The organism is Streptomyces coeruleoprunus, from assembly GCF_039542925.1.
GTDB classification, from domain to species: domain Bacteria; phylum Actinomycetota; class Actinomycetes; order Streptomycetales; family Streptomycetaceae; genus Streptomyces; species Streptomyces coeruleoprunus.
In genome coordinates, this window is the sequence record NZ_BAABIT010000001.1 from 7642177 (window position 1) to 7667727 (window position 25551).

Below are 25551 nucleotides of genomic sequence, written 5' to 3' on the forward strand. Positions count from 1 at the left end.
GCTGAGGTTGGAGAGAGGAGTCAGGCGCCTACCCGGCAGAAGAGGCAGCGTCTGTGCCGTGCCGAGGGCTTCCGCCGCGTGCACACCGGCGCCCTACGACTCCAGATACCTCAGGACCGCCAGGATCCGTCGGCTGTATCCGGTGGTGTGCGACAGCTCCAGCTTTTCGAAGATCATGTTGAGGTTCTTCTCCACCGAACTCAGAGAGATGTGCAGCTTTTGCGCGATCGCCGTGTTGGTGTGCCCCTGGGCCAGGGCCTCAAGGACACTGCGTTCGCGGGGCGTGAGGCGGGTCAGCGGATCTCCGTGCGTCGTGCGGATGACCAGCTGCCGCACGACTTCGGGATCGATGGCAGCGCCGCCCGCCTGGACGCGTTCCAACGCATCCAGGAACTCCTCGACCTGAGCGACACGGTCCTTGAGGAGGTATCCCACGCGTTCCGCGTTGGAGGCCAGCAACTGCGCCGCATAGTTGCGCTCGATGTGCTGAGACAGCACCAGTACGCCGGTCTCCGGCCACCGGTCCCGAATCTCCAACGCCGCACGCAGCCCCTCGTCGGTGTGTGTCGGCGGCATCCGAATGTCGAGGACCACGACGTCGGGTCGCCGCAAGGCCATCTCCGCCAGCAGGGCATCGGCGTCACCGAACGCGCCCAGGACCTCGTGTCCCTCCTCAAAGAGGAGCCGGACCAGCCCCTCACGCAGCAGGGTCGAGTCCTCGGCGATCATCAGGCGCATGGCAGGTCCGCGGTAATGGTGGTGGGTCCCCCTCCGGGGCTGTCGACGCGCAGGACGCCATCGAGCGCGGCCACCCGGCTGCGCAGTCCGCTCAGCCCGCTGCCCGTGGGATCCGCGCCGCCTACGCCGTTGTCCTGGATTCGCACCGTGAGCACCCTGCCATGGAGCACCACCCGCACGGAGACGGTCGTTGCGCGGGAGTGTTTGGCCGCATTGGTCACGGACTCCGACACTATGAAGTACGCAGCGGTTTCCACCGGCTGAGGCAACTCCTCAGTGACGTCGAACTCTGTACGGACGGGAATGCTGCACCGCTCGGACACTCCGCCCAGCGCCTCCTTGAGCCCCAGACTGTCCAGGGCCGAGGGATAGACCCGCCAGGTCACTTCGCGCAGTTCGGCGAGGATGTTCCGGGACTCCTGGTGTGCCTGGCGCAGCAGGGTGTCTGCTTGCTCGGGACTGCGTCCCCGGCGTGCCCGGCCGAGGAGCATGCCCAGTGCCACCAGGCGTTGCTGGATTCCGTCGTGGAGGTCCCGCTCGATACGCCGGCGTTCGGAGTCCACTGCCTGCACGACCGCTGCCCGGCTGGCGGCTAGTTCGTGGACGCGCTGCCGCAGCAGCTCCTGCTCGGAGGGCCCGAAGCACTCACGGGCAGTTCGCGCATCCAGCTCGGCGAGCGAGTACAGCCCCTGCAGGTCAAGGAAGAGCAGGACTCCGCCGAGGACCATCTGCCCCAACACGTTGTGCCAGCGGAGGCTTCCCTGGAGCATGCCCCCCATGAGCGCTCCCGCCAGCACGACACCGAAGGCCAGCAGGGCAACGACGACACTGCTCACCAGCCCTGCGAGCGCGTGCCCTGCCAGGTAGCGCAGGATCTTCTGGTCGGACACCTCGTAGTGCTCGGGGAAGCGGTCGCCGAAGAAGGCGGCCCGGCGGATCCGTTCGAGGGTCGTCAGCCGGCGGGCTCCGGCGACCAGGATGCCGAGCGCGCTGGTGCGCGTTGGCGGCCACAGCAGGAATGGGCCGAGGGCGGTGCCGACGATGAGGAAGTAGAGGAAACCGGGCAGGGCCGTGATACAGCCGAGGAATGTACCGGCGCACCGACGCGGCCAGGAGGCTGGCAGTTTCGCGGCGTCGCCCTGGCTGGAGTCGTCCTGTCCCAGTGAGCCTGGCATGTGATGGTCGGTGATGCCTGCGGAGTCCCCCTGCACGGGGGCTGAGCCTAGTGCGGCTCTATAACCGGAGCAAGATCGCTTGTGCCGCGCGCTGGACGGGACCAATGTGCGGAGTTGCCTGTGGCGGGTCATGAAGCGCGGCGGTGCCGGCCCTGGACGCGACCGCGCAGCCGTACGGCCACATACACCGCAAGGGCGAGGACGACCAGAACCAGCACTATTTTGGAGACAATGCTGACGTAGGTCTCCACGACTTCCCACTGGGCGCCCAACCAGTAACCGGCCATCACCAGGACGGCGTTCCAGATCAGGCTGCCGAGCGTGGTCAGCATGACGAACACGGGCAGAGGCATGCGCTCCACCCCGGCGGGGACGGAGATGAGGCTGCGGAAGATCGGCACCATGCGGCCGAGGAAGACTGCTTTGGTGCCGTGCTTCGCGAACCAGCCCTCCGTGCGCTCCAGGTCGGAAGCCTTCACCAGCGGCAGTTTCGCCCAGATCGCGTGCATGCGTTCACGGCCGAAGAGCATGCCGATCCAATAGAGGACCATGGCTCCCGCAACCGAGCCGAGCGTCGTCCAGAACAGAGCCGAGGCCAGGGTGAGAACTCCCTGCCCGGCGGCGAACCCGGTCAACGGCAGGATCACCTCGCTCGGCAGCGGCGGGAAGAGGTTCTCCAGCGCGATGGCCAGGCCGGCACCGGGACCACCCATGGTCTCAACGAGATCGGCGGCCCAGCGCGCGATGCCGTCGGCGGGTTCCTGAGGCACAGCCAAGGACGTGAGGTGCATGTGAGTCTCCAAGCTGACGGGCCGGCCGTCCGGGCTGGCGCCCGGACTACCCCACCCAAGCTAGAAATCACAGGCCATCGGCGGTATGAGGATTACCGTCCAGTCCAGTGCGGTTACCCGCACCGGACACCCTGCGGAAAACCGTACGTGCGGCGCATCAAGTCGAACTCGGACGGGCGATGCGTCGCTTCACGCCGGGGTGATATCGGGCGGGCAACCACCCCAGCACGAATCGGCAGATCGAGGCACTGCACGCATCGCCTTGCGCAGGGCGAGCCGCAGCGAGGCAATGGCTTCTTCTGCTTCCTCACGTTGTTCGGCGAGTCTTTCCGCTCGGGAGCGAGCCTCGGCGAGGTCTCCGGCCAGGGCCTGATTCCGGTGTTCCAGGTCCTGGATCCCGTGGACGACCTCGGCTGGTGCCGCGCTGTCGATCTCGGCGCCCAGAGCGAGTTGGACGCGGTGCTTCAAGGCGTCGCGCTCGCGTTTGAGTTCCTGGATCTCTTCGCGGGCGAACGCGAGGCCGGTGTGCAGGCTGGCAGGCGTGGCCCGCTCGGACCGGTGAACTCGCGGCTGGAACAGGTCTTCCGGTCAAGACCCTCCGCTACTACTCCGACAGCGGTCTGCTGCCGGTGGCGGTCCGTAGCTCGGGTGGTCATCGGCGTTACGGCCCCGAGGCGTGGGAGCGGATCCGGCTCATCAGGCGCCTGCGGGCGTTGGAGACCCCGATCGCGACCATCACGCAGGTGGTCACGGGTGAGTGCACGCTCGGCGAACTGGTGGCAACCGAGCTTGAAGTGGTGCAGGAGCGGCTGACCGAATTGCGGTGGCGGGAGGCCACGCTCAAGTCGCTGGACGACTGCCCGGCCGAGGAACGGCTCCGGCGTCTGGACGTACTGTCCCGTGTGCAGCGGCTCCCGCAGGCGCATCGCACGCTCACTGATCACTGGTACCGCGAGCTGTCCGCGGCCATGCCCAAGCGTCGACTCGACATCATGATCGCAATGCTGGCGCCCGCCCCGCCGCAGGACCCGGTCCCCGCTACGGTCCTGGCCTACGCCGAGCTGCACCTGCTCATATCGACGCCCAGTTTCACCCGCTGGACTCAAGACCACGACGAGGAGATGAGGGACGGCCCGGCCTTCTACGCGGAGATCGACGAAGTCGCCGCCCTGACGGCCGCCGCTCTGGCCCAGGGGCTGCCGCCCGGCGCAGGGGACGCGGTGGACGCGTTCGTGTCCGCCCACGCACGAGCCCGGCAGGAGTCGGACACCCCCGCCTTCCGCGCATACCTGCATGGGCTGGTGTCGCGCTCGTCCGGCTTTGATCCCCGCCTGGAGCGGTATTGGGCCCTGGTCGGCACCGCTACGGGCGGGCGGGTGCTGAACATGACGGTGGCGCATCGATGGCTGACCGACGGACTGTCGATCTCGATCGCCGGCAGCGCACCCAGGACTCCAAGGAATTCGCACTCGGGGGAACCTACGACCGGTTACGAAGGCGCCCCACCGGGGAGGCTGCCGTCGCCCCCCACCGCCTGAGCACCGCCTGAGCACCGCAGCGCAGTGGGCGGCGTGCGGTCGGCCCGTAGGGCAGGGCGGTGCTTGGCGAGTGGGGCGTGGAACAGGCCACGGCGACGGCCCAGCCGGAAGACCGCTCCGGCCACCCGTCGTCCCGTCGCGAAGGCGGCCCCTGCGACAGGGCCGCCGGAGTGGGCGGGGACGACGGAGCCACTGGTGGATCACGGGGCCGTCCGAGCGGTCGCAGCGTTCCAGGCCCCGTCACCGGCTTTGGCCGGGTTCGCTGCCATGCGTGGGTGCTGGGACGGTCCCGGCGTGACGATCGATGACCTCCCTTGCCGGTACGGGGTGACAAGGTGTGGAAGGACAAGCGCGTTCCCGGCCTCGAGGACAGGCTGGGCAGTGTTTTCAGATGTGCGGTCTCAGTCCGCTCAGTGCGCTGGCTGCTTATCCTTGCGGCTATGACTGCCCAGCCTCCTGAGCCCTCTGCGCGCCCTGCTCCATCAGGCGAGCTCCGCGCCTCTCACGACGACCGCGAAGTAGTGGTGGAGCAGTTGCGCGATGCGGCGGCCGAGGGGCGAATCGATCTCGATGAGCTGGATTCGCGCCTGGAGCAGGCGCTGAAGTCCAGGACTCACGCCGAGTTGGCCGTCCTGACCGCTGACTTGCCGAGGCCGCATTCCTCGGAGGACCGGCTGCCGCTGGTGCTCAAGGGCGGCATGTTCGGCGCGTCCCGGGGCCCCGGGCGCTGGGAGGTTCCCAGGCGTGTGATCGCTCACGGAGGCGTGGGGGGCGTGAAGATCGACTTCACCCGGGTTGAGTGCCGCCTCACGGAGGTCGCAGTGGAGGCGTTCGGGGAGACATCTGGTGTCACGATTGTCATTCCCGACGGTTGGGTCGCGGACACCAGCGGCATGGATCCCGGCGTCGGCGGCCTGAAGGACGAGACCACATCCGACCGGCTCCCGGGAACTCCCCTGATCCGGCTCACCGGGTCCGGTGGCCCGGGAGGGGTGGTCATTCGCCACCCCAACCACCGGGAACGGCGTAAGCTGCACAGCAACCCGACGCAAGGCTAGGGCGCGTGCCGAGGTGTTGATCAAGATCTGAAACGATCTTGGCATGCCTCGTGGGAATCTGACGGATCAACAGTGCGCGTGGCTCGGGCGGCTGTTGCCGCCGATACGGATGATGGGGCGACCGCCACGGGATCGGCGGCAGGTCTTCGAGGGGATCTGGTGGCGCGCTCGCACGGGCTCGCCGTGGCGGGACATACCCGAGCGGTACGGTCCGTGGAGACCGCATGCACGCTCTTCCGCCGCCGACAGATCGAGGGCACGGGCTCGTGGGCCAGAGTCCTGAAAAAGCTGCAGGTCGAGGCCGATGCTGCCGGGCACCTCCTCTGGCAGATGTCGGTTGATTCCACGATTTTCCGGGTCCACCAGCACGCCGCCGGGGCGAGGAGAAGGAGGGCTGCTGATCCGGGCCGGGTCACTCCGGCGGCCTGGCGGCCGAGCCGGACGACCACGCGTTTGGCCGCTCACGCGGCGCCCTGACCGCCATTCACCTGGCTGTCGACGTCTCCTTTCACGTCCTGGTCGCCGTGGTTACCGCTGGACAGCGGGCCGATGCCCGGGTGTTCACCGACGTCATGGACCGCATCAGTGTTCCGCGGATCGGTGGCGAACATCCGCGCACCCGGCCTGCTCATGTCCTGGCCGATCGCGCGTGCTCCTCCCGTCAGATCCGCGAGTACCTGCGGCGCCGGCAGATCCCGCACACCATTCCGGAGAAGCGCGACCAGGCCGGGCACCGCCTTCGCAGGGCTCCGACCGGCGGCCGCCCGCCCGGCTTCGACAGTGAGCGATACAAGGCCAGACACAAAGTCGAGTGCCGGATTGGGCTCCTCAAACAGGCCAGAGGAGTCGCGACGCGCTACGAAAAACTCGCCGTCCGCTACGAAGCCACCGTCCAACTCACATTCATACGCCAGACGTTGTAGCCCCATCTCACACACGCCCTAGTCCGGGCGCTGGCCGGAGCGACAGGGCGCGAGCCCTGGGAGGAGTACCTCGTGGTCGACGGCCTGCTGGCGCGTGTTGGTTTGGACGCCGGCGGTCGTCTGGCTTTCCAGTCGGTGTTCCGCTCCATCCGTGACGTGTTCTGCGCGGTGCGGGGGAGGGGACCCCGATGGGTCGGAGCGAGCTGGGGGTGGCGTGTGGCGCCACGGCTCCCACGTCGATGGGGGCTGGGCGCGAGGGGCAGCGGGCCTGGGTTTGTGCATTGCCGTGACCGTGCAGTGCCCAGTGCGGTCCGATGGCAAGAGAATGCCGAAAAAACGGCGCCGCGTGAGGCGGACCGTCTTCCGGGATCCCGCACAACCGGTGAAGAGCAGCAGGCCGCCGGAGGCGTCTCACAACGGCCGCCCCGGCTTTGGCGGTGGGGATTTGATCATACGGACTGCCCCGCGGCAGCAGCGCAGGGGAAGTGGTCGTGCGCGTCGGTCCACTGCCGGGTCGCCATTCCGGCCGGCTGGGGTGGGTGCGAGCGATCAGGAGGGGCCGGTGGTGTAGATCTCGTCCTCGTCCCAGTCGCCGATGACTGGATCCTTGTGCACGGTGCCCGGGTGCCCTGCTGGCAGTACGCACTGCGCCTCATAGGCCTCGTCGTCGAAGAACTGCACGGATACGCCGCATTTTTGCACCGTCATGGCGGCCCCTCCTTCGGATGGGTCCAGTGTGGCATGCGCGTGTTGTTCGGTCCGGGGGCTCAGCGACCGTACCGCTCGGCGTCAGCCGAAACGCGACAGCCGGTGCTGCGGTGTTTCGCCGGCTGTGATCCAGGTTTCCGGGTGTCCTCCGCGTTGCCTGGGCGGTGCCGGGAGTCGGCTGTGTCGGGCGCTGACCCCTGTGATCGTCTTCGGTGCCGAAGAACTCACGTCCGTCTTCAAGGCTCGATGCGCGGGCGGCGCTTTCTCCTGCCGATGGCCTGCGTCGTACCGGTTGCTTCGCCGTTCAGTGGTTGACTCGGCCGCATCCGCCGGCTTCTGCCGGAACGGCACGAGGGGGAGCGTGAGGAGTGAGCGTTTTCCCACCTGCGGCAGAGCGCGGCAGGGTGGCCGCGGTTGCCGTGCTCGACTGCTTCACGCGTCTTCGGTGTCCAGTCGCTTTGCGGACTGGAGCGGGTACTCGGGCAGTTTTGAACTGGCCGCCGACACTTCGATGCCGATGAGGCGGCCCTGCTCGTCGAAGTCGAGGTTGATCATGCCGTCGACGTCCACCGGGTCGCGATCGTACACGCTCGCGCAGTGCACTCGGGCCTGGGGTTCGGTGAAGTACACGTACGCTGCGTTCACCGACTTGTCGTAGGTGACTTTGACCTCTGCCACGGTGTGCTGGCTCCCTTGGTGTAGTTGATGTCGGTGTTTTCCTCGTTCGCACTGTGAGCGGTCTCGCCGGTCTCAGAGTGACGCTGCGAGTTGTAGGGCCGGGACGGCCTTGACGATGTCGGTGATGCGGGTGGTTTTGCAACGGAGTTTGCGCAGGAGGCGCCAGGCTTTGAGAGTGGCGTTGGCCTGCTCGCCGATGGCGCGGATGTTGGCGTGGGAGGAGTTCACCGCTCGCTTGCCGGCCGGGAGCGTGCTCCAGCGGCCCCGGTAGGGCACGCGGATTCCAGTCGCGGGGGGCCCGGCGGATCCACCGGCGGCGGAGGGGGGGGTGGGTCGCGTAGCGCTGGCAGCCCGGCGTCTTCCGCGCAGGCACCCCACGCCGCTCCCGTCTGGCTGCCCGCCACCGTACCCGGTGGCGGGCCATCCGACCTCCGTGTCCAGCAACTGCGCCGCACGTTGGCCACCCCGTCCCGGCCGTCCACCCGGCAGACGTACCCCCCGCCGCGCATGGTCGGTCTGCTGCCCGATCACGTTCGGGTGCTGAGCACTTCAGCGGTCGGGTCGGCCACAGCGCAGCGGACCACGCTGGGCCGACCGGTCGAACCGACCGACGATGCCGGGTTGCGGCGCCGACGCCGGGCGGGGTGCCGCTGGTATGGCGTGGGCGGTGGCGGGTTTGAGCGGGCGTGTACTTCTATGCCGTGTCCGTATCAACGCGGGCCATGACTGTGGTGCCGGTGCCGGTGCCGGTGCCGGTGCCGGAGGGCGGAGCGTGTAGGACCCGCCGGGGTTTGTTCGAGGTGTGTGGGTTTTTTGGGGGTGTCAGAGCATGAGGAGGAGTCGGGTGTTGGGTACGAGTTTCCGGTTCACGCTGGTGCTTTGTACGAAGATGGTGAAGTCGTCGTTGTGGTCGGGCTTGACGCGGACTTCCATGTCGGGCAGGCCGAGCAGGGCTCGGGCTTCGGGTCCTGTGTACACGCGGTCGGTCTTCTTCTCCAGTACCGCGATCTGCTTGCGTGCCTGGATTTTTTCCGACTTGCTGAGCTGGTAGAACGCGCCGCCGGTGCGGTAGGTGTGTCCGCATTCGGTGACCCAGTCGCGTATGGCGGCCTCACGAGCCACCGGGATCAGCTGGTATTTCGACGGGTTGACCGGGGTGAGGCCGGCTGCCTTGATGGTGTCCTTGTTGACTGCTTCCGCGCCCGTGGAGAACACCGCCCGGGATCCGCGGATGCCCTGTGTGCGGCCCACCATGAATTTTTCGGTGGCCTGCTGGATGACCTGCCCGGCCTCTTCCAGGCCTTGTGTGCTGGTGGCGTCCCAGATGGCGATGTTGTCCTTCGGGAATCCGCACTGCATGGCCTCGCGCTTGCCCATCTGGTCGGGCACCAGGACGGCCAGTGTCCAGTTGTCCTCCTGCGTTGCCATCATCTCGGCCACGGCCTGGACCAGTTCACGTGCATTCCTGGTGGGGGCGTCCGGGCAGCGGTGACTTGCGTTCTCCTGCCCGTCGGTCAGCACGAATGTCAGGAAGCTGTGGTCGCCGTACAGTTGAGCGGTCTGTGCCAGCTCTCGCTGGGACTTCAGTGCGGCCGCCAGCAGAGCGGTCATTCCACCGACCCGGTAGAGCTGCTTCAGCGACGGCATCCGCAGTACGTCCTTGTCGTAGATGACGCACTCCACCTTGTCCGCGAAGACGTACACCGTGACGCGGGTTTCCTGGTCCAGTTCCCTCGACCGGCGGGCAAGGTAGGCGATTTGCTGGTCGGCGACTTCGACGACCTTGCGGCTCAGGTGGGACATGGACGAACTGGCGTCCAGTACAAGAGCGACGTGGTTGATGTAGTTCTGGTTTCCGGACATGACAGGTTCCCCCTCGTTGCGACTCGATGTCGATGTCGATGTCGATGTCGATGTCGATGTCCCTACCGTCTCACCCACCACTGACAATCGATCTTCCCTCCCGGGACCGGATGGGGAGCCACACGCGCACGAGCGCAGCCGGGACGCAGCACGAGGCCCCGGCTGCGGCCGCGACAGCCCGGAATCCTTCAGCGCCCGGGGGTGTCTCGGCCGGTTCGACCGCCTGCCGCCGGCGGCATCACCCCCCACTCCACCGCCCTGCTCCCTCAGCGTGGCCCGTCGCTGCGGGGTGAGCCGGCCACGTCTGGTCTTGGTGGGGGAGACCCACACCCGCTGTCCGACGAGCACGGACGCGTCTTCGCCTGAACCGCGCTCTTCCCGTGCCTCCTAGGGAGGCGGTGGTGGCTCTCGCGGGTGGTGTACTGGGCGGGGCCCGCACGGCCCCGCTGGAAGGCCGTTGCCGCTTTCGCGGACGCCTTCTCGCCGCCGGTGGCAGCCTGCGCTGCCACGGTGAGTGTTGAGCGGCCTTCAGGCCGAGCGCGCCGGCGGCCCTCGCCGTTGCTCCTGCGTGGGCTCTGTCCACGAGTGCCGGCGGTCGTCGCCGTTGCCTCCAGTGTGAGCTCTCCCCAGGGATGTGCCTGCCGTTTCAGTCATCGTCCGGGGTCGTCGCTCTCGAACAGCACACCGGTCCGGGGCGAAGCCGGACCGCACGTCCCTGCTGGTCATGGCCGGCCTCCCCAGCATTACTCGCGCAGACGGTGTGTGGCGGCGAGCTGACACGGCGTGGAGTGTGCGGCAGGCTGATCAGGGAGTCCCCTGCGGCGGGAGGGCTCGTCCGACGAGTGTCAGCTCACCGCCTGGGCGCGCGCCACCCGTCCCGGCACGCGGAGAAGAGCGAACCTTCTGCGCGGGTACGTCGGGTGGTGTGCGGTCAGTCCCACTGCTGGTCGGTGAGGGAGGTGACGGGCTGGGGCTTGCCGATGAGGGCGAGGGCGATGAAGAAGTTGATCTGTCCGATGGCGATGGTGAGGGTGGCCAGCGCCTTGGCGTCGTAATGCTTGGCGGCTTCGGCGTAGAGCTCGTCGGTGACGCGTTCGCGGCCGTGCTGGGCGGGCTGGAGGGTGGCCTCGACCAGGGCGAGAGCGGCGCGTTCGGCGGGGGTGAAGTAGGGGGCGTCCTGCCAGGACGCGACGGCTGTGATGCGCTCCTCGGTCTCGCCGGCCTTGCGCAGGAAGCTGGTGTTGAGGATGGTCAGGTAGGTGTTGTGGACGATCTGCCCGGCGCGCAGGTGGATCAGGTTGATCGTGGTACGGGGTACGGAGTGGTTGCCGGTGGCGCGGAAGAGCGCGGCGCTGACGTCGGCCAGTTCCGGCACGTACTCGCCGGGGTTGGACATGCGGGAGATCGAGGTGTTGGTGGTCGTCATGGCGGGTTTCCTTCGTATGCGTATCGGTTGTTGGCGTCTTCACAGCTCTGACGGATGGGCGCACGGATGTGTGACCGGAGGCTGGAAGAAAAATCTTCGAGGGCGCCGCCGACGCCCGGCCTGAGGGCAAGGAGGGACCGGGGGCTGGTCCATGACAGCCGCCCTCGGGGAGTGGGTGGGGGAGAGGGCTGCGTCGACGCGGACGCCGTTGCAGCAGCGGTTCGGGCGGGTTGTGGTGGGTCACGGCTTCGGCTCGGCGGGCGAGTGCGCCCCGCCGGGCCGGCGTCGCCGGCGGCGAACCAGACCCCGCCGTCCCCGGGCTTGCTTGTGCCGGCCGGGTCGACGAGGTACCGGTGGCCGGGCTGGTGCGGCACGACCACCACCGTCGTAGGAGGGGGAATACTCGCTGGTCGACTACGGCAGCCTCCGGCCCCGCTCGCACCCGCCAAGGCGAACAGTGCTTACACCGGAGCGTAGGCCAACGGAGACCAGGCCCGATGACCGTCAGCCCCAGGGGCCGAACTCGTCATGCAGCTCCGGCCCAAGAAGCTACGGTTCGCTGCGCCACTACGACGGTGACATCTTCAGCTGCCGAGGAAGCCTCGGCGTCCGAGGCGGCTGCGGGTGACGTTCTGTCTGGGCCATCGGTGGGCAGGCCGAGTGGTCGTGCCGTTCGCACAGATGGCGCGCCCGTGGCGATCCACAGACCCTGAGTGCTTGGTCGGGGTGCTGGTTGAAGGCATGCGCGCTCTGCTGGTAGGCGGTGCCTTGGTCATGAGAGCCGGAGGCGGATCGGATATTCGGTGTCCCGCCGGCCCCTTGAGGACACAAGATGGCGCACATGACGTTGGCCACCCCCATACTGCACACCGCTCGCCTGCGACTGCGCCCCTTCACCGACGCCGACGCGGAGCCCCTCTTCGCGCTGCACAGCAGCGCCTACGTGCTGCGCTACTGGGACTCTCCGCCGTGGAGCGAACCGGCCCGCGCCGAGCGGTTCATCACGATGTGCCGGCAGATGGCGGACGAAGGCACCGGGGCGCGGGTGGCCATCGACCGTGCCTGTGACGGGGCCTTCGTCGGCTGGTGCGGTCTGACCGGATGGAACCCGGACTACCGCAGTGCGTCGTTGGGCTACGTCCTCGGCGATGCGATGTGGGGGCACGGCTACGCGACGGAGGCCGTACACGCCTTGCTGCGATGGGCGTTCGACACATTGGACCTGAATCGTGTGCAGGCCGAGACCGATACGCGCAACGTGGCATCTGCCCGGGTCCTGGAGAAGATCGGATTCGTGCGTGAAGGGACGTTGCGGGAGGACTGCATCGTGAACGGCGAGGTTTCCGACTCGTGGGTGTTCGGGTTGATCAGGCGGGAGTGGCGGCCGTCGGTTGTGCCGATTCCAGCCAGCGAAGAGCGGCGTTAAGTCTGTTTCTGGTGGAGGCCGCGCCCGGGCTGCGTGAGGAAGCCTTGACGGGTGAGGCGTCCGAGGCGGCTGTGGAACCGGCGTTCTCACCGCGAGCAACAGACGATCTCAAAGCTTCCCTACAGCCACACCCCCGCTGGCGGGCGATGCGGGCGGTGATAGCGCAGCGCGCCGGCCGGGCCATGGCCGTGCATGTCTCGGTGCTCGTGGTGGCAGGCCGGCCACTGGCCTGCGGTCGCGGCGGCTCCCATGCAGCGCACGCGGTCGGGCGCTGCTGCGATCTCTCGGTTTCGGCACAGCGGGGTGGGAGACAGTGGGGTTTGGGTCTGTTGTTGCTGGTCGGTGGCGGTTCCAGGGCTGTGAGGTCACTGTCCTGGAGGTGAGAGATCTGTGAGGCATTGCTGTCTTCGGGCGTTATCGCGTGAGGGTGATGCTGTCTCAGTTTCGTGAGTTCTGATCCGCTGGCCGGTGGGTGTTGGTGTGCTCGGGGGTGTGGATCAGACAGAGCAGGACCCGGACCTGGAAGGGGCGGGTGGTGGTTCGGGTGGGGCTTTGCCGGCTGTGTCGGTTCGGGCGTTGCGGGGGCCTGTGGTGCGCCGTCTGCTGGCCCTGCGGCGGGAGGGGAAGCTCACCACCACGCGGGTGAGGTCGGCGGCGGACGTGTTGGGGGTGCGGGAGCGTGCGGTGTGGCGGTGGCTGGCTGCCGCCGAGGGGGACGAGGCTGCGGCCCGGGCGCCGGGGGAGCGGGCTGCGTATCCCGGGCGGTTCACGGTTACTGATGAGGTCCGGGCTCTGCTGGGGTTGTGGAGGGGGAACGTCGCGGCGGTGCATCGTGAGCTGACTGCTCGTGCGGACAGGGGCGAGGGGGATCCGCCTCCGTCGATTGCGACTCTGCACCGGGCGATCCGTCGTGATCTGTCGCCGGGGGAGCGGGCCGGGCTCGCCGGTGGCGAGGGGGCGGCGCGCAAGCATGATGTGTTTCTGGCCCGGCCGCGGGGCTGGCGCAATCAGGTGTGGGAGACCGATCACGTCCAGGCGCCGGTGCTGGTCGAGGTCGACGGCAGGGCCCGCAGGCCGTGGATTAAGTGGTTCACCGACTGCGCGACGAACGCGGTCACCGGTGTCGCGGTGACGCCGGTGCATCCGTCGCGGGAGTCGGTGCTGGCCGCGCTGCGCTCTGCGGTCCTGCGCGAGGAGCCCTACGGCCCGTTCGGCGGCCTGCCCGAGAAAGTGCGTGTCGACCGCGGCAAAGGACTTCCTGTCACGGACGGTGACCGCTGCGTTCGATCTCCTGGACGTGACGGTGGAGGACCTGCCCGCCTACACCCCCCACCTCAAGGGCACCGTCGAGGGCCTCAACCGGGCGGTAGAAGGCATGTTCCTGGCCGCACTGCCCGGCTACGCCCGTCAGCCGCGCCCCGGCAAACGTGCCTCCCGCCCGAAAGACGAAGTGCTGCTCAGCTTTGAGGACTTCACCGCCCAGCTGCTGGATTGGACCGTCTGGTGGAACACCGAACACCGTCCCGCGCCGTTGCGGGGCAGGACTCCGCTTGAGGCGTGGCAGGGCGATCCCACCCCGCTGCAGGACGTGGCCGCGGCGGATCTGTGGAGGTTCACCATGGAGGACGCCGGGACCCGCACGCTGACGACCCGCGGCATCCGCTTCAGGAGGCGCGACTATGTGGGGCCGTGGATGACCGGGCTGGCCGGGATCCAGGTCCGAGTGCGCTTCATGCCCCACCACGACCACCGCATCGAGGTCTACCACGCCGCCACCGGCCGCTACCTGGGTCCCGCGGACTTGGCCGACCAGGCCACCGAGGAACAGGTCAGCGCCGTACGGAAGACGCGGGCGGCCCGTGCCCGCCGCCTGAAGAAGGACCTCGAAGCTTCCCAGCGCGAGCGCTACGCCGCCGCCACCCAGGCCGAAGCCCCACAGCGGCTCGGCGCACTGACCGGTGCACAGGCCGACGCCGAACTCGCCCGGAGTGCCGGCACCAGCCTGTCGCAGCTTGCGCTGCCGGACGTCATCCCGCCCGCCGCACCCCCGGCCGACTGGCGCACCCCTGCTTCCCTGGCTGCGCTGACCACGGCGGGCCAGCCCGCCCCGCTCCCGTCCAGCCGTGACTCCGCCCCTGTAGTCCCGGACGGCCCGGCCGGGCGGGGCGCACCTTCCACCCCCGACGAAGACGGAGACCCCTCGTGACCGCGGCGACCTATCAGTACGTCGACCTGCCCGACGCCTCCGTGGTCACCACCCGCGCCCTGCTCACCGCGCGTGAGAACATCGGCGATACGGTCGCCGCCCGCGCGATGATGTGTATCCACGGCGGCGCCGGCTTCCGTCCGCAAGATCACCTTCCGTGCCCGTCCCACCGCCCGAGCGGTGCGCTACGAGCTGTTCACCGCGCTCGACCTAGCCGGCGAGCCGCCGCGCCACCCCAGCGAATTCGACCGTCTGCTGAAGACCGCCCTGGCCGAGCGCCCCCGCACCTTCCTCGTCGACGAGGCCCAGTGGCTCAACGGGGAGGCCTTCGAGTACTTCCGCTACCTGTGGGACGAGCCCTCCACCCAGCTCGCGATCATTTTCTTCGGCGGCGAGGGCTGCCACACCGTGCTGCGCCGCGAACCGATGCTGTCCTCCCGGATCTTCCTCTGGCAGCAGTTCACCCGCCTCACCCCCAGCGAGGTCCTCGACGTCATCCCGCTGTTCCACCCGATCTGGGCCGATGCCGATCCCGAGGACATCACCTTCGCCGACAGCCACGCCGCGCACGGCAACTTCCGTGCCTGGGCGCAGCTGACCGCCCACACCCGCACCGCCCTGACCCGCACCGGCCGCCCCCGCGTCGACCAAGAGTTGCTGCGCTGGGCCTTCAGTCGCCTCGCCTGACCACCACACCGCCATGCCGCTCGCAGCGCCACCGTCACCTGTCACCGTGGTCATCGACCGCCATGACGACGTGCTCCACACCGCACCGCCCTGGCCGCCCACCACCTGCCGTCCGGCCGGATCACCCTGCACCCCGGCCCGGGCACCACCAGTGAAACCGGCCTCGCCCACGACCTTCTCGCCGCCCTAGGCAAGCCACCCCTGTTTCCAGGCCGCTTCCCACGCGGTCGTCAACCCGCCTGGGAAGCCGCCACGGCCTGGACCACTGCCCTTCCTGTCACCCGGCTGACCGTCCTGCGCGCCCACCGCCTCACCACTCGTCGCACGATGCGCCTCCTCCAGCTACAGACCCTCACCGGTATCCACCTGACCCTGGTCTGTCACCGCCCGCACCTGCCCGCCGCTCTGCACCAGGCCCTGCGGACGGCTGACTACTCCGTCACCGCCGACTTCGAGGCTGCCCGCCGCCACTACTCCGGCACACCGGTCACCGAACTCCCACTCGCAGACGAGCCCGCCGGGACGGCCGGCCGGTGGCTCACCCTGCCCGCACTGGACCGCCTCGTCTCCTACGACAGCCCCCGCCTCTGCTCTATCCCGTGCACGCCGCCCCAGATTGCCTGGCGACACCGCCCACCGCCCGTGCCTCTCACCGCGCCCACCACCCAGCAGGTCGCCCACCGGCTGCACGTGGCGACCGCACATCCCCGCCTGGCCGCGGCCGTCGCCGCCGCGCTGTTCACCGGCGCATCCCTCCAGCAACTCGCCACCGCACGTCCCCACGACTACGACACTGCCGCGGCCACGCTCGCCCTGCACGACCGTGCCCGCTACACCGACGGCTGCGCCGCCTATCCCGTACCACCCTGGGCCGGCGTGTTCCTGCGGGCCGCGGCCTGCTTCACCCGGCTCGTCTCCGGCGAGGACCAGGAACTGCTCGCCGCGCCAGGTGACCGCGGGCTCCTGCTGCACGTGGCGGAGGCGGCCAGACTGCGCCCGCCCCAGCCGTCCGCAGCCCGCCGCAAAGCACCGATCGGCCGTGTGGAGTGGGACTGGCGCGAGCGGCAGGAAGCCGAGCGGTACGAAGCGGTGCCGACCAGTCGTGTCAGGCCCTCACGACGCTGAACACCCTGACCTGGTGATGCGACGGGCCAGGCTCAGCCGATCGAGAAGTCGGCGAACTCGACGTCGCTGAAAGCGATGTTCAGACCGTGGGCCCGGCGGCCCCATTCGCGAAAGTAGGCGTGCCCCAACGCACGGGCCAGGATCACTGTCTGCTGCTGCTCGCCCGCGCCGGCATCCCGAGCGGCGAACAGCTCCCGAGCCACCTCGCCCGGCAGATCCTGGGTGATCCACCGCACCCGCGGATCGTCCGAGGAACCTGCCGAAGCAGCAAACCCGAACCGCGCCCTGGTATGGAAGACGAACCCCTCCGCCTCGGCCTGGGCACGCCGACGGGCCCGCACCCGGGGCTGCCACCGAGCCAGGACCGCTTCCTCGATCGCCCGAACCTGCGTCGGCCCCGGAGGACGACGCGCTCCCGGCTTCCCCGTCACCCACCGCTGCACAGTGCGCTGCGAGACGCCCAGCACGGCGGCCACCTGCCGGGTGGAACCCCGGTGCGCTGCGAGCAGAAAACGCAGGCGGGCCCCGGTGCTTGAGGGAACGGGTCGGGTGCGCAACGCGCGCTCCAAACCCTGCTCGATCTGTCCCATGCCCGCCTCTCGAAGCGGCCAGCCGCCAGGGCCGACACATGCAGTCCGTTGCGTCAGTTCTCCCACGTCGTCTGCCCCTGCCTGCCAGTTTCTGCAAACTCCAGACAGCGCTGGCTGACGCAGACTACGAGCCCCCGGGTGAGCATCAGCGATAGGCCGAAGGAGCAGGTCACGACAGACGCCACCGGCATCCCAGTGCTGTCCTTCTGGTACCGAGCCCCAGGGCGAGACGGGAGAGCTCCGTCGGGAGGAGACCTGGCGTGCCCCTTCGGCTGTGCCTCGTCCACGACCCGTACGCAGACAACGCCAGAGCCTCGCCGTCGTCGACGAAGGGGCCGACGGCCTAGCCAGTATCCTGCTCGCAGGGCTGACGCCCCGGGCTTCGCCGACGCCCACACCGCACCCGGACACCCACACTGCCCGGAACACTGGTGGAAGGTCTTCCGGGATCAACGGACCGCTTGAGGAACACCTTGACGATCCATCGATCCGGGGTTGCCGTGTGGGGGCGAAGCCCCGGTGCCGAGAGGACCCGTCCATGACCAAACGCACCACCGAGCAGCAGCGCGCCCGCGAACTCCAGCGCACCGCACGCGAGCAGGGCACAGGCCTCGGCTACCACGAAGCCCTCAATTGGGTACGGGAAGCCGCCGAGACGCAGGCCAGGTTCCCGGGCAAAATCGCCGTCCCCGTGCCGCACGACCACTGCGTCATGATCTTCGAACCGGACACGGACCCCGCGGACATCCGCAGGGCGACCACTCCGATCTCCGAGGCCGAGCGCGAGCTCCGGCATGAGCTCCTCCAGCGGCGGAACGCTCTGATGGACGACCACTCCAAGGCGGAGATCATTCCCATGCTCCTCAGGAGGTGGCGCTACGCCCCGGGCGAGAACCTCGCACGCTGGACCAAGCAGGAGCTCGCGAACGAACTCGTGGATGGTGAGGACGGCCGCGAGCGCTACGAGGCGTACGGGCGGGTGGCGCTGCACAACGGAAGGCCGGCGCCCGGCTCCCGCCCCCTGTGCTGAGGCGTCGGCTGCTCCGGCCACGACAGCGCGACGCCCTGGCCCGAAACCCGCGCGCGCTTCCGCGCCCAAGGGCCCTGCATCGACGCGCAGTAGCCTCTGCTGGCCACCGGCCGGCAGCAGGGCTGGACAGGGCCGCGTCCCGGTCGCCAGGGAACGTGCAGCGCCCCGCGCGCCACTGTCGGTGGCACGCGGGGCGCGAGTGTGCGAGCCGGCGGCGATGCGGTCTTCATGGATGGGAACACCAGGGCCCTGTGTGGGGTGAGGTCAGGGCTGGCGGGTGAGGACGTGGCGTTCCCATTGGTCGTGCCATTCGGCGTGGGCGGGGGAGTCAGGGGAGGGGACAGTCCACAGGCGCGCGGGAAGTTCGGTCTCATGGACGCCCCATGAGGCGTCGTCGCGTACCCCGCTCAAGGCGATCTGGCGGGAGGAGTCGACGATGAGGCCGGCGACGGGCTACTCACCTGCGGCGTCAGCCGCGCCCTTCACAGCGAGCATCTCCGAGACCGGGCAGCCCCATGCCGCGCCCGGTCCGGCGGGGCCGTAGAGCGTGAACCCGCACGCCTGGAAGAACGCCTGCCGGTCAGCCGCGTCGGCGCCGTCCTACGGCACCAGGGCCAGGAACGTGTCGCCGGCTTTCTGCGCCCGGCGGGCGATCTCGGTGAGAAGTGCCCGGCCGACCCCGCCGCGACGACCGGTAAGGGCGACGGCCATCGTCGAGATGAACGTCTGCTCGCCGGGATGCGCCTCCCGGCCTTCGTCGTGCCCGAAGTCGCAGTGGAGCTGGAACTCGGCGACCCCGACGACAGACCCGTGGAGCTCGGCCACGACGACGTCCAGGCCCTCGGGGTCGTAGAACCTGCCGTCTCCCAGATGATTCGAGTACAGCAGCTCCTCCACCACCGAGTAATCGGCTTGGACGATGTCACGGATGAGCGGCATGACCCAAGTGTTCCAGGACCGCGGCGCGGAGGCACCGTTTACGGGCGCCGAGGTCTACGAGCGCTTTGCCTGCTGGCCCATGGTGTCGACTCTGGCAGAGGTGCAGAGCATTACGCTCCTTCCATGTGGAGTGAGTCGAACAACTATGGCTTCGAGAACGAGCTGGACTACCTGCGGTCGATCAAGAAGGACGAAAGCTATACGTTCACGTACCCGTTCGAGTACATCGCTAAGAACTACGGGAACGACAATTACGACATCGGCACAGCGGACATGGTGGTCCGGGTCCAGTGGAACGACGCGGAGGCCGGTTACACGGTGGCCTACGACGTCCCCGAGATGGACAAGATCGACCCCGCTGAGGGGAACGGCGATGCAGCGAGCTTCTACGAGAGCGACGTTTACTGGAGGCTCGTGAGCGACCTCGACGGCATGGGGATCAGCTCCGAGCTTCGTGCAATCTAGGCACGGTTGGCTTGCCATCCCAGACGCCAGGCTGTGAGCGGGATACCGATCGGCTCCGTGGTGGTGCCCGGCCCCTCGTGAAGCCGGGCACCACCACGGGCCAACAGCGAGAGCGCCAGGCCCCTCGGGAGGGGGGAGAGGGGCCAGCGTCGACCAGCAAGGGGCGGTGGTCCTGTACGCCGTCCCACCGCCAAGGTAGGAGCCCCTCCCGCACAGCGCAGCTTCTGATGGGCTGCCGGGACGACGCCCCCCTTCCCCCGCGATCGCGGAGTGGAAGAGGCGTCGTCCATCAGGGTCCGACCGCGGAGCTCAGGCCGACTGTGTCTGGAGCCCGGCGAGGGGAGAGCGCCGGCCCTTGCCGACCGTACGCAGCTGCGCCCAGTCGACCTCGGGGTGCGCCCCGGGGAGCAGACGCTGACGGCCGCACTCGACAACCCCGACGGCCACGCCCTCTACCGCGCCCAGGAGGCCCGCGCCGGGCCTTTGTTCGCAGCCCCGGTGACCTCTGGACCATCGGTTGCTCCGCGTAGACATCCCAGAGCGGGTCTTCAAGGAGCGGGAGGAGCCGGGAGGGCAGCGCGCCCCGGTCGGGATCCGGGGCGTGCTCGCTGGGTCTGCTACTTCTTCTCCAGCAGTTTGGCTGTGCTTACGCGGTCCGTGTCGAGGAACGGGTTGGCGGTGATGTCGAGGCCGAAGAGCGCGTAGATGTGTCGCAGGGCTTCGTAGGCGTCGCGCTCGGGGTCCCCCAGGGCCTTCCAGCTGTGGTTCCAGTCGTTACTTGTGGCCGGCTGGGGTGAGCCCAAGAGCGGGAAGGTGGGGTCGTCACCGGGGGCCAGGGTGCGCGCGGGCGGGCGGGTGAACTCCGAGGCGACGATTCGGTGCGTCCACGTGCCGTCGACCAGCGGAAGGACGTGCTGGTCGACCAGCCGGAAGTACTCCAGGGTGATCTCGGTCAGTACGAACACGCTGATCCGGCGTCCCTCGCTGCTGGAGTTTCGCTCCATCGCCCAGCCGAGCATGTCCGTGGTCGCGGCTGCGGCCGCCGTGACCGTCCCATCCGATTCGACCAGCAACCCACGGCGAGGAGGTTCCGCCAAGAGGAGACCGCCCTCACGAGGCTCTGGACGCTTGTAGTCCGAGGACCAGTTGAAGCCGTAGGGACTCCGGAGCGTGCTCTGGTGCGTCAGGACTGTGAGGTTCGGGGAAGAGACCACCGAGATGTTCGGGTTTCCCCACCACTGATGCTGGCTCGTGTTTGTCCTGGTCAGTTGACGTTTCAGATGGTTGATCTTGGTGGTGTTTTCCCGAATCAGTGGTGGTGTGATCCCGAATCGGCCAGTGCAGTGTTCGTCGAACCTCCTTTGAGGTGGTCTCTGTAGCGCATGAGGGTGCAGGGCGGAGGCGGAACGGGGTCTCTGTCACTCGCTCAGGTGATCGACGGGGCTCTTGTGGTGGTGTCGGCTTTAACGTCTCATCCGTCGCGCCTGCCACGGGCGTTGCATGAACTGCTCTGCGTGGGGCGGATGTTGAACGACCGGAGGCTGACACTGTGATCACTGCTCTGTTGCCGGTTCGTTCTCTGCGCGGTTGTCGGCTCCGGTGACGGCGGGAGGCGACGCCTTGGAGGCCATGGACGACGGCCTGGGGCGGCATCGGGATGAGTTGCGGCCTGCCGCGGTGGCTCAACTGTTGGGGCTGTGCAGGGCGGGGAAGCTGACAACGGCGCATGTGCAGCTGGTCTCCGAAGCGTTGAACGTGCACATCAGGACGGTGTGGGACTGGCTAGCGAGCGCTGAGAAGACCGGCAGCCCGGAGAAGCCGGAACGCTCACTTCGGCCATACCGATGGCCAGTACCGCGTCGGCTACGCCGCCGCCCGCACCTGGCTGGCCCGCACCCTGTCACCCCAACCATCCGCCGTTGACGGCATCGAACCTGCCGCCGACCCGGCCGCGGCTACCCCTTTCAGCCTGCAAGAGATGGAGGCTCTGCGGCTGCTCCTGGCCCGGCTGACCGTCTCAAGTCCAGCCCGCGGCACACGGTGGCGCGCGTGCGCGGTGCCCAGGCCGGCTTCCTGTCCCGCTCGCTGCTGCTCAACGTGCCCGACGACCTCACCGCGCGCGGGGCCGGGCATCACCACCGTGCCCCTCACGCCGCGCGTCGTGCACACGATCACTCTGCGCCTGCCCAACCCGCTGTGCGCCGCTGCCATCGCGGCGCTGCTATTCGCCGGCACCGACAAGTCGCTGCTGTCGATGACCCAGATCGGATCCGTCGACGAGGCCCAGACCACGGTGGCCATCGATCGCGACTCGCGGATCAACATTGGCGAACCGCCCGGGCCCCGGCACATGTACGCCGTCCCGCCCAGCGCCCGCCCCCTGCTGCGCGCCGTGGAGCTGTGGACGGAGCGCCCGTTCCCCATCCTCGACGAGGATGGGATGGATCCGCGGCTGCGGCAGCAGATGCTGGACTACAGGGCAGACACCGGCGTGGACCTTCCTCCCGGCGCGTTGGTGGTGATGCTGAGCTGCTGGCGGTCGCTCTACGGCCAGATCGCGCTGGAGGTCTTCGGGCACTTGCCCCCCTTTTCTCTGATCAGGAACCCATGTTCGAGCTGCTGATGCAAGACCTGATGCGCGGCATGGGCATTGAGGGCCAGTACCAGCCGCCGGCCCGATAGGCCCGCCGTGGAATCGCGACGACGACGCCCTGTTGCGACGCCTCCACCCAGCAGCGACCGGACAGGCGAACGTGAACTTCCGCCGCCGCGACCTTGCACCGTGGGCCAGAGATGGAAGACCGGGGCCGCCACCACCAACCGCTGCGCCACTGGCCTTCACAGCGAACGCGGCCCCGAGCGTTACCCAGCGCTACATGTCCCGTCGCCGTAGCTATACGAGAACAGGGCCTCCTGCCGGTGGGTGTGGGAGTACATCACCCACCGCCGCTCGAAGCACGCCGACGCCGGCCCACCCCAGCCCCACGAGCGGACCTGGGCAGGCACTGTCCCATCCGACACGCCCCGAGTTCCTCACCGACCATCACCGGTGCGGTGCGCCACCTGGCCGAGCTGCAGATCGAGGGGACGATGCGGGCGACCGAGGCTGTCGAGCTCGGGATGCTCTCCCTCGGCACCGCCAGGGCCCGGATCAACCAGGCCCTGTGGGACCTCGCGCTGGTCGGACGCAGAAGTGGCCTGTCCTACGCCCAGATGAGCGCTTTCACGTCCATCCCCGAAGCCGACCTGGCGCAGCAGGTCGAGGACTACCACCGCCTCATGACTACCTGAACCGCTGCACCAGGTGGCATGAACCCAGCCACAACGGGACGTCATGTTGGTCAGCGCGATGGTCGCTGGGCACCATGAGCGTCCATGGATGATCTTAACGCCGACGACGTGAGACGCCTCCCTCAGCGACGGCGCCGCAATCCCGGATGGGACACGGATGACGACTACGAGTGGATCGGTGACCATGCAAGCTCCCGGGTAGAGACCTGCCTGCCCGCATCGGGCCTGCCGGAGCCATGACGGGCAGCATCACCCGCTTGCGTTGCCGTCGCGGTTGAGGATTGCCGTGTAGGCGGCTTCGGCGGCGCGGCCGGGTGCGACGCTCGCTGGGGTGTGGGCCAGGAACTCCTTGGACGTGCCGGTGTGAAGGATTCGGCCCGCTCGCAGGACGGTGACGTGGTCGGCTTCCTCGGCGAGGTCCTGGGTGTCGTGAGTGGACATCAGGATCCTCACCTGGTCAGTCAGGGAGGCCAGCACGTTGCGAAATGTCCGGCGCTGCTGTGGGTCCAGTCCTGCGGTCGGTTCGTCGAGCAACAGGACTTGGGTGTCGTGGACGAGCGTGGCCGCGACGCCCAGACGCCTGAGTTGTCCGCCGGAGAGCCGGTGGGTCTTCACCTCGGCTTGCTCGGTGAGGTCGACCCGCTCGAGCGCGGTTGCGGCCTTCTCGTGTGCTGTGGAGGTGGCCATGCCCTTGAGCCAGCCTGTGTAGGCGACGTACTCGCGGGCGGTCAGTTGCGGCATTGGCTGTACGTGCTGCGGCAGCCATCCGACGGCATGCCGGTATGAGCGAGCGGTCGAGGGTACGTCGTCGAGTGTGATTGTTCCGTGTGCGGGGCGGACGGTGCCTGCGGCGAGTTTCAGCAGGGTGGACTTCCCGGCGCCGTTGGGGCCCAGGAGCACGGTCAGCCCGGCGGGGAGGGAGTAGGTGAAGTCGGTGAGTATCGGTCGGTTCCAGCGCCGGTAGGCGTAGGTCACGTTGTCGAAGCGGATCGTCATGACGGTTCCTGGCGGGTGCGAGAAAGAAGGGTGAGGCCGGCGATGAGGACGACCGCAGCGGCGATGGCGGCATGGACCGCGGTAGCGGGTTCTGGCAGGACGGTCCACGGGTCCGGGTCGGGATAGGGACGGTGGGAGAAGAACACGACCAGCGCGATCCAGATGAGGGGGATCATTACGGCCGCCTGCCGTGCCCACGGCCGGGCCAGAAGCATCAGGCCGGTCAGGAAGGCGATGTTGCGGGCCACCGACATGCCTGTGGGTGACCAGAAGATCCCGGCACTGACCAGACAGCCGGCGACGGCGGCCAGGACGAGCAGCACGTCACGCCCTGGGATGAAGCGGACGGCAGCCATCTCGAAAGCGGCCAGCCGCGAGTCCAGGGACAGGGACAGCGCTGCCACGGCGGGGATCGGCAGGAACACGGTCAGTACGGCCCGCTGGCTGTTGGAGAAGAACGACGGGAGCATGACGGATTGCTCCCCGATCCACACCGCCAGCCCCATCGACACCATGACCAGAGCGGTGAGCACCGTGAAGGTTCGGCGGGTCTTGAGCCACCATCGCATCAGACCGTGCACGCCTTCCTGGAGGTGGTGGTGAACCAGTCGGCCTGCTCCTTGGCTGGTCGGCTCAGCACGCTGCGCAACATGCCGTCGACGTCCCCCGGCGAGCCTTGACGGTCGATGCTCGCGCGCAGCCGTTGCCAGGACGGGGTCGTGCCGGTGACGTGAGCGGCCCACGCGATGACCACGCGGCGCAGAAGAGGGTCTGGACTAGGACAGTTCATGCCTGTCGCGGCGACGGCGACGGCGAACGCGGCGTCGTCGCGGTCGGTGGCAGCGGTCAAGGGAACGCGCCAGGTCGAGGCCGTCGACGGGGTGGCGAAGCGACCTTCGGGAAGCGTATCGATGACGGTCTTGGGCCGCAGGGGGACACCGGCCGCGGCGAAGTCGGCCAGGACTTTTTGGGTGGCCTTCACAGCCTGGGGCAAAGCGCCCGCTGTCTGCTCCGGCATGCACACGGCCGTCCCTCCCGTGTGTCCGCACTCCATGGTGACCGCATAGGTCTTGAGCGGTGGGGTGTAGTCATAGTTCTTCACCGCCTTGCACGTGCTGGTGACCCCCGCGGCGGCAACGGCCAGGGCGGCGGCCGCAGCCACCGCCCGGCGTCGCACCGGCAGCCACGCCACCATCAGCGCGGCAGCGATGCTGCCGGTGAACGCGACATGTGGCCACAGCGCCCCCCACGCGGGTGCCTCGCCGAACATCAACTGTTCGGGGAACGCACCCGACACGTGCCGTACCCAGGGAGCGTCCACGGTGACGGTGAATGCCACTGCCACCCAGGTCACTACCGCGAGGACCGGCGCGGCGATCACTTTCGGCACCCACCGCCCGACGGCGAATCCGATCACCGCGTGCTCCACGCACACGATCATTCCGACGACCAGGGGAGAGACGCTGTCCCACGTTGGCCACGTGCCCTCCACCGTGAGTGCGGTCAGCGGAGGAAGGATCAGCATCGTCCAGGCCAGTGTGACGACCGGGAGCAGTGCTTGGGCGGCGATGCGGTAGCGGGAGCGGGCGTGGTTCATGTCCCATACACCGGCCTGCCGCAGGCTCGCGGACACCCAGGCGGCGAGCGCGGAGGTGACGGCGTAGGCGAAGGGGTAGGCGAAGCGCAGGGGGTACGACGTGATCTCAGGCGCGTAGCCGAAGTTGTCGGCCGGGGGCCGGCCGGGACCGAGGTAGTACAGCAGCGGCAGCGCGAGGGCGACGGGAGCGGCCCACACGGCGGGCGAAGTACGGAACAGTACGGTGATCTTCACGGTCTTCCCGTCGGTGCGGTGAACGAGACGGCAGCCGCCTCCCTCTCATGGTGCTGGAGGCGGCTAC

The 25551-nt window shown here is 68.5% G+C and carries 23 protein-coding genes and 4 pseudogenes; 11 read left to right on the forward strand and 16 right to left on the reverse strand.

Annotated features, from left to right (window positions below; genetic code table 11):
• Window positions 1–93: 93 nt before the first annotated feature.
• From ABEB09_RS34165 to ABEB09_RS34180, 4 genes are all read right to left on the reverse strand, one after another.
• The gene (locus ABEB09_RS34165; RefSeq protein WP_345693788.1) at window positions 94–738 is read right to left on the reverse strand and encodes a response regulator; all 645 of its coding nucleotides are present in this window, start codon (window positions 736–738) and stop codon (window positions 94–96) included.
• Window positions 729–1949, reverse strand: a complete 1221-nt coding sequence (locus ABEB09_RS34170; RefSeq protein ID WP_345693789.1) for a sensor histidine kinase — start codon at window positions 1947–1949, stop codon at window positions 729–731. The genes ABEB09_RS34165 and ABEB09_RS34170 overlap by 10 nt, the downstream gene beginning before the upstream one ends.
• A gap of 92 nt (window positions 1950–2041) precedes the next feature.
• The gene (locus ABEB09_RS34175) at window positions 2042–2704 is read right to left on the reverse strand and encodes a DedA family protein (RefSeq protein ID WP_345693790.1); all 663 of its coding nucleotides are present in this window, start codon (window positions 2702–2704) and stop codon (window positions 2042–2044) included.
• 189 nt (window positions 2705–2893) lie between these two features.
• The gene (locus tag ABEB09_RS34180; protein WP_345693791.1) at window positions 2894–3172 is read right to left on the reverse strand and encodes a hypothetical protein; all 279 of its coding nucleotides are present in this window, start codon (window positions 3170–3172) and stop codon (window positions 2894–2896) included.
• Between the two features lie 95 nt (window positions 3173–3267).
• Here ABEB09_RS34180 and ABEB09_RS34185 point away from each other — a divergent pair.
• From ABEB09_RS34185 to ABEB09_RS34195, 3 genes and pseudogenes are all read left to right on the forward strand, one after another.
• Window positions 3268–4242: pseudogene (locus ABEB09_RS34185) on the forward strand (helix-turn-helix domain-containing protein); the annotation flags it as partial.
• A 440-nt stretch (window positions 4243–4682) separates the two neighbouring features.
• Window positions 4683–5300: a DUF1707 SHOCT-like domain-containing protein gene (locus ABEB09_RS34190; RefSeq protein ID WP_345685936.1), complete on the forward strand. Its 618-nt coding sequence runs from the start codon at window positions 4683–4685 to the stop codon at window positions 5298–5300.
• Window positions 5301–5343: 43 nt separating this feature from the next.
• Window positions 5344–6223, forward strand: a pseudogene (locus tag ABEB09_RS34195) (IS5 family transposase).
• Window positions 6224–6772: 549 nt separating this feature from the next.
• Here the strand turns inward: ABEB09_RS34195 and ABEB09_RS34200 are convergent.
• The 5 genes and pseudogenes from ABEB09_RS34200 to ABEB09_RS34220 form a co-directional block, all read right to left on the reverse strand.
• Entirely contained in the window at window positions 6773–6931 is a 159-nt protein-coding gene (locus ABEB09_RS34200; protein ID WP_345685934.1) for a hypothetical protein, read from the reverse strand.
• A gap of 432 nt (window positions 6932–7363) precedes the next feature.
• Window positions 7364–7609 carry a DUF2283 domain-containing protein gene (locus ABEB09_RS34205; protein WP_345685932.1) on the reverse strand — a complete coding sequence of 82 codons (246 nt, stop codon included), beginning with the start codon at window positions 7607–7609 and terminating at the stop codon, window positions 7364–7366.
• Window positions 7610–7681: 72 nt separating this feature from the next.
• Window positions 7682–7891 (reverse strand): annotated as a pseudogene (locus tag ABEB09_RS34210) (IS5/IS1182 family transposase); the annotation flags it as partial.
• 540 nt (window positions 7892–8431) lie between these two features.
• Window positions 8432–9472 (reverse strand): vWA domain-containing protein, encoded by a 1041-nt coding sequence (locus ABEB09_RS34215; RefSeq protein ID WP_345685930.1) that lies wholly within the window; start codon window positions 9470–9472, stop codon window positions 8432–8434.
• Window positions 9473–10403: 931 nt separating this feature from the next.
• Window positions 10404–10898, reverse strand: coding sequence for a carboxymuconolactone decarboxylase family protein (locus ABEB09_RS34220; protein ID WP_345685928.1), 495 nt, complete (start codon window positions 10896–10898; stop codon window positions 10404–10406).
• Between the two features lie 841 nt (window positions 10899–11739).
• Here ABEB09_RS34220 and ABEB09_RS34225 point away from each other — a divergent pair.
• The 4 genes and pseudogenes from ABEB09_RS34225 to ABEB09_RS34240 all read left to right on the forward strand — a co-directional run bounded on the left by ABEB09_RS34225 (window position 11740) and on the right by ABEB09_RS34240 (window position 16342).
• Window positions 11740–12324, forward strand: coding sequence for a GNAT family N-acetyltransferase (locus ABEB09_RS34225; RefSeq protein ID WP_345693800.1), 585 nt, complete (start codon window positions 11740–11742; stop codon window positions 12322–12324).
• 591 nt (window positions 12325–12915) lie between these two features.
• A pseudogene (locus ABEB09_RS35080) lies at window positions 12916–14530 on the forward strand (transposase).
• Between the two features lie 180 nt (window positions 14531–14710).
• Window positions 14711–15217, forward strand: coding sequence for an ATP-binding protein (locus ABEB09_RS34235; protein WP_345685924.1), 507 nt, complete (start codon window positions 14711–14713; stop codon window positions 15215–15217).
• Window positions 15218–15544: 327 nt separating this feature from the next.
• Complete coding sequence (locus tag ABEB09_RS34240) at window positions 15545–16342, forward strand: hypothetical protein (RefSeq protein ID WP_345685922.1); 798 nt, start codon at window positions 15545–15547, stop codon at window positions 16340–16342.
• Between the two features lie 32 nt (window positions 16343–16374).
• Here ABEB09_RS34240 and tpg read toward each other — a convergent pair whose 3' ends face one another.
• Window positions 16375–16932 (reverse strand): telomere-protecting terminal protein Tpg, encoded by a 558-nt coding sequence (gene tpg / locus ABEB09_RS34245; RefSeq protein ID WP_345685920.1) that lies wholly within the window; start codon window positions 16930–16932, stop codon window positions 16375–16377.
• Window positions 16933–17470: 538 nt separating this feature from the next.
• Between tpg and ABEB09_RS34250 the strand changes: the two genes are divergently transcribed.
• The gene (locus ABEB09_RS34250; RefSeq protein ID WP_345685918.1) at window positions 17471–17962 is read left to right on the forward strand and encodes a hypothetical protein; all 492 of its coding nucleotides are present in this window, start codon (window positions 17471–17473) and stop codon (window positions 17960–17962) included.
• 600 nt (window positions 17963–18562) lie between these two features.
• Here ABEB09_RS34250 and ABEB09_RS34255 read toward each other — a convergent pair.
• Window positions 18563–18901, reverse strand: coding sequence for a GNAT family N-acetyltransferase (locus ABEB09_RS34255; RefSeq protein ID WP_345685916.1), 339 nt, complete (start codon window positions 18899–18901; stop codon window positions 18563–18565).
• 123 nt (window positions 18902–19024) lie between these two features.
• Between ABEB09_RS34255 and ABEB09_RS34260 the strand changes: the two genes are divergently transcribed.
• Complete coding sequence (locus tag ABEB09_RS34260; protein ID WP_345685914.1) at window positions 19025–19366, forward strand: hypothetical protein; 342 nt, start codon at window positions 19025–19027, stop codon at window positions 19364–19366.
• A 309-nt stretch (window positions 19367–19675) separates the two neighbouring features.
• On the opposite strand, the gene ABEB09_RS34265 is transcribed toward ABEB09_RS34260, so the two are convergent.
• Window positions 19676–19813, reverse strand: a complete 138-nt coding sequence (locus ABEB09_RS34265; RefSeq protein WP_345685912.1) for a hypothetical protein — start codon at window positions 19811–19813, stop codon at window positions 19676–19678.
• 170 nt (window positions 19814–19983) lie between these two features.
• Window positions 19984–20370, reverse strand: coding sequence for a hypothetical protein (locus tag ABEB09_RS34270; protein ID WP_345685910.1), 387 nt, complete (start codon window positions 20368–20370; stop codon window positions 19984–19986).
• Window positions 20371–21527: 1157 nt separating this feature from the next.
• On the opposite strand from ABEB09_RS34270, the gene ABEB09_RS34275 reads away from it, so the two are divergent.
• Both ABEB09_RS34275 and ABEB09_RS34280 read left to right on the forward strand, forming a co-directional pair.
• Window positions 21528–21989, forward strand: a complete 462-nt coding sequence (locus tag ABEB09_RS34275; protein WP_345685908.1) for a hypothetical protein — start codon at window positions 21528–21530, stop codon at window positions 21987–21989.
• 431 nt (window positions 21990–22420) lie between these two features.
• Window positions 22421–22657, forward strand: coding sequence for a hypothetical protein (locus ABEB09_RS34280; protein WP_345685906.1), 237 nt, complete (start codon window positions 22421–22423; stop codon window positions 22655–22657).
• Window positions 22658–22906: 249 nt separating this feature from the next.
• On the opposite strand, the gene ABEB09_RS34285 is transcribed toward ABEB09_RS34280, so the two are convergent.
• From ABEB09_RS34285 to ABEB09_RS34295, 3 genes are read right to left on the reverse strand one after another with little or no spacing between them, the layout of a single operon-like run.
• Window positions 22907–23653: an ATP-binding cassette domain-containing protein gene (locus tag ABEB09_RS34285; RefSeq protein WP_345685904.1), complete on the reverse strand. Its 747-nt coding sequence runs from the start codon at window positions 23651–23653 to the stop codon at window positions 22907–22909.
• The gene (locus tag ABEB09_RS34290) at window positions 23650–24222 is read right to left on the reverse strand and encodes a hypothetical protein (RefSeq protein ID WP_345685902.1); all 573 of its coding nucleotides are present in this window, start codon (window positions 24220–24222) and stop codon (window positions 23650–23652) included. Before ABEB09_RS34290 ends, ABEB09_RS34285 begins: the two co-directional genes overlap by 4 nt.
• Entirely contained in the window at window positions 24222–25484 is a 1263-nt protein-coding gene (locus tag ABEB09_RS34295) for a DUF7224 domain-containing protein (RefSeq protein ID WP_345685900.1), read from the reverse strand. The genes ABEB09_RS34290 and ABEB09_RS34295 overlap by 1 nt, the downstream gene beginning before the upstream one ends.
• Between the last annotated feature and the right edge of the window lie 67 nt (window positions 25485–25551).

What these genes read in the sequence shown, in the direction of transcription:
- ABEB09_RS34165 (WP_345693788.1), bottom strand. Translation starts at nt 738, where the DNA reads ATGCGCCTGATGATCGCCGAGGACTCGACCCTGCTGCGTGAGGGGCTG.
- ABEB09_RS34175 (WP_345693790.1), bottom strand. Translation starts at nt 2,704, where the DNA reads ATGCACCTCACGTCCTTGGCTGTGCCTCAGGAACCCGCCGACGGCATC.
- ABEB09_RS34190 (WP_345685936.1), top strand. Translation starts at nt 4,683, where the DNA reads ATGACTGCCCAGCCTCCTGAGCCCTCTGCGCGCCCTGCTCCATCAGGC.
- ABEB09_RS34200 (WP_345685934.1), bottom strand. Translation starts at nt 6,931, where the DNA reads ATGACGGTGCAAAAATGCGGCGTATCCGTGCAGTTCTTCGACGACGAG.
- ABEB09_RS34215 (WP_345685930.1), bottom strand. Translation starts at nt 9,472, where the DNA reads ATGTCCGGAAACCAGAACTACATCAACCACGTCGCTCTTGTACTGGAC.
- ABEB09_RS34220 (WP_345685928.1), bottom strand. Translation starts at nt 10,898, where the DNA reads ATGACGACCACCAACACCTCGATCTCCCGCATGTCCAACCCCGGCGAG.
- ABEB09_RS34225 (WP_345693800.1), top strand. Translation starts at nt 11,740, where the DNA reads ATGACGTTGGCCACCCCCATACTGCACACCGCTCGCCTGCGACTGCGC.
- ABEB09_RS34240 (WP_345685922.1), top strand. Translation starts at nt 15,545, where the DNA reads ATGCGCCTCCTCCAGCTACAGACCCTCACCGGTATCCACCTGACCCTG.
- tpg (WP_345685920.1), bottom strand. Translation starts at nt 16,932, where the DNA reads ATGGGACAGATCGAGCAGGGTTTGGAGCGCGCGTTGCGCACCCGACCC.
- ABEB09_RS34250 (WP_345685918.1), top strand. Translation starts at nt 17,471, where the DNA reads ATGACCAAACGCACCACCGAGCAGCAGCGCGCCCGCGAACTCCAGCGC.
- ABEB09_RS34255 (WP_345685916.1), bottom strand. Translation starts at nt 18,901, where the DNA reads ATGCCGCTCATCCGTGACATCGTCCAAGCCGATTACTCGGTGGTGGAG.
- ABEB09_RS34260 (WP_345685914.1), top strand. Translation starts at nt 19,025, where the DNA reads ATGTGGAGTGAGTCGAACAACTATGGCTTCGAGAACGAGCTGGACTAC.
- ABEB09_RS34270 (WP_345685910.1), bottom strand. Translation starts at nt 20,370, where the DNA reads ATGGAGCGAAACTCCAGCAGCGAGGGACGCCGGATCAGCGTGTTCGTA.
- ABEB09_RS34285 (WP_345685904.1), bottom strand. Translation starts at nt 23,653, where the DNA reads ATGACGATCCGCTTCGACAACGTGACCTACGCCTACCGGCGCTGGAAC.
- ABEB09_RS34290 (WP_345685902.1), bottom strand. Translation starts at nt 24,222, where the DNA reads ATGCGATGGTGGCTCAAGACCCGCCGAACCTTCACGGTGCTCACCGCT.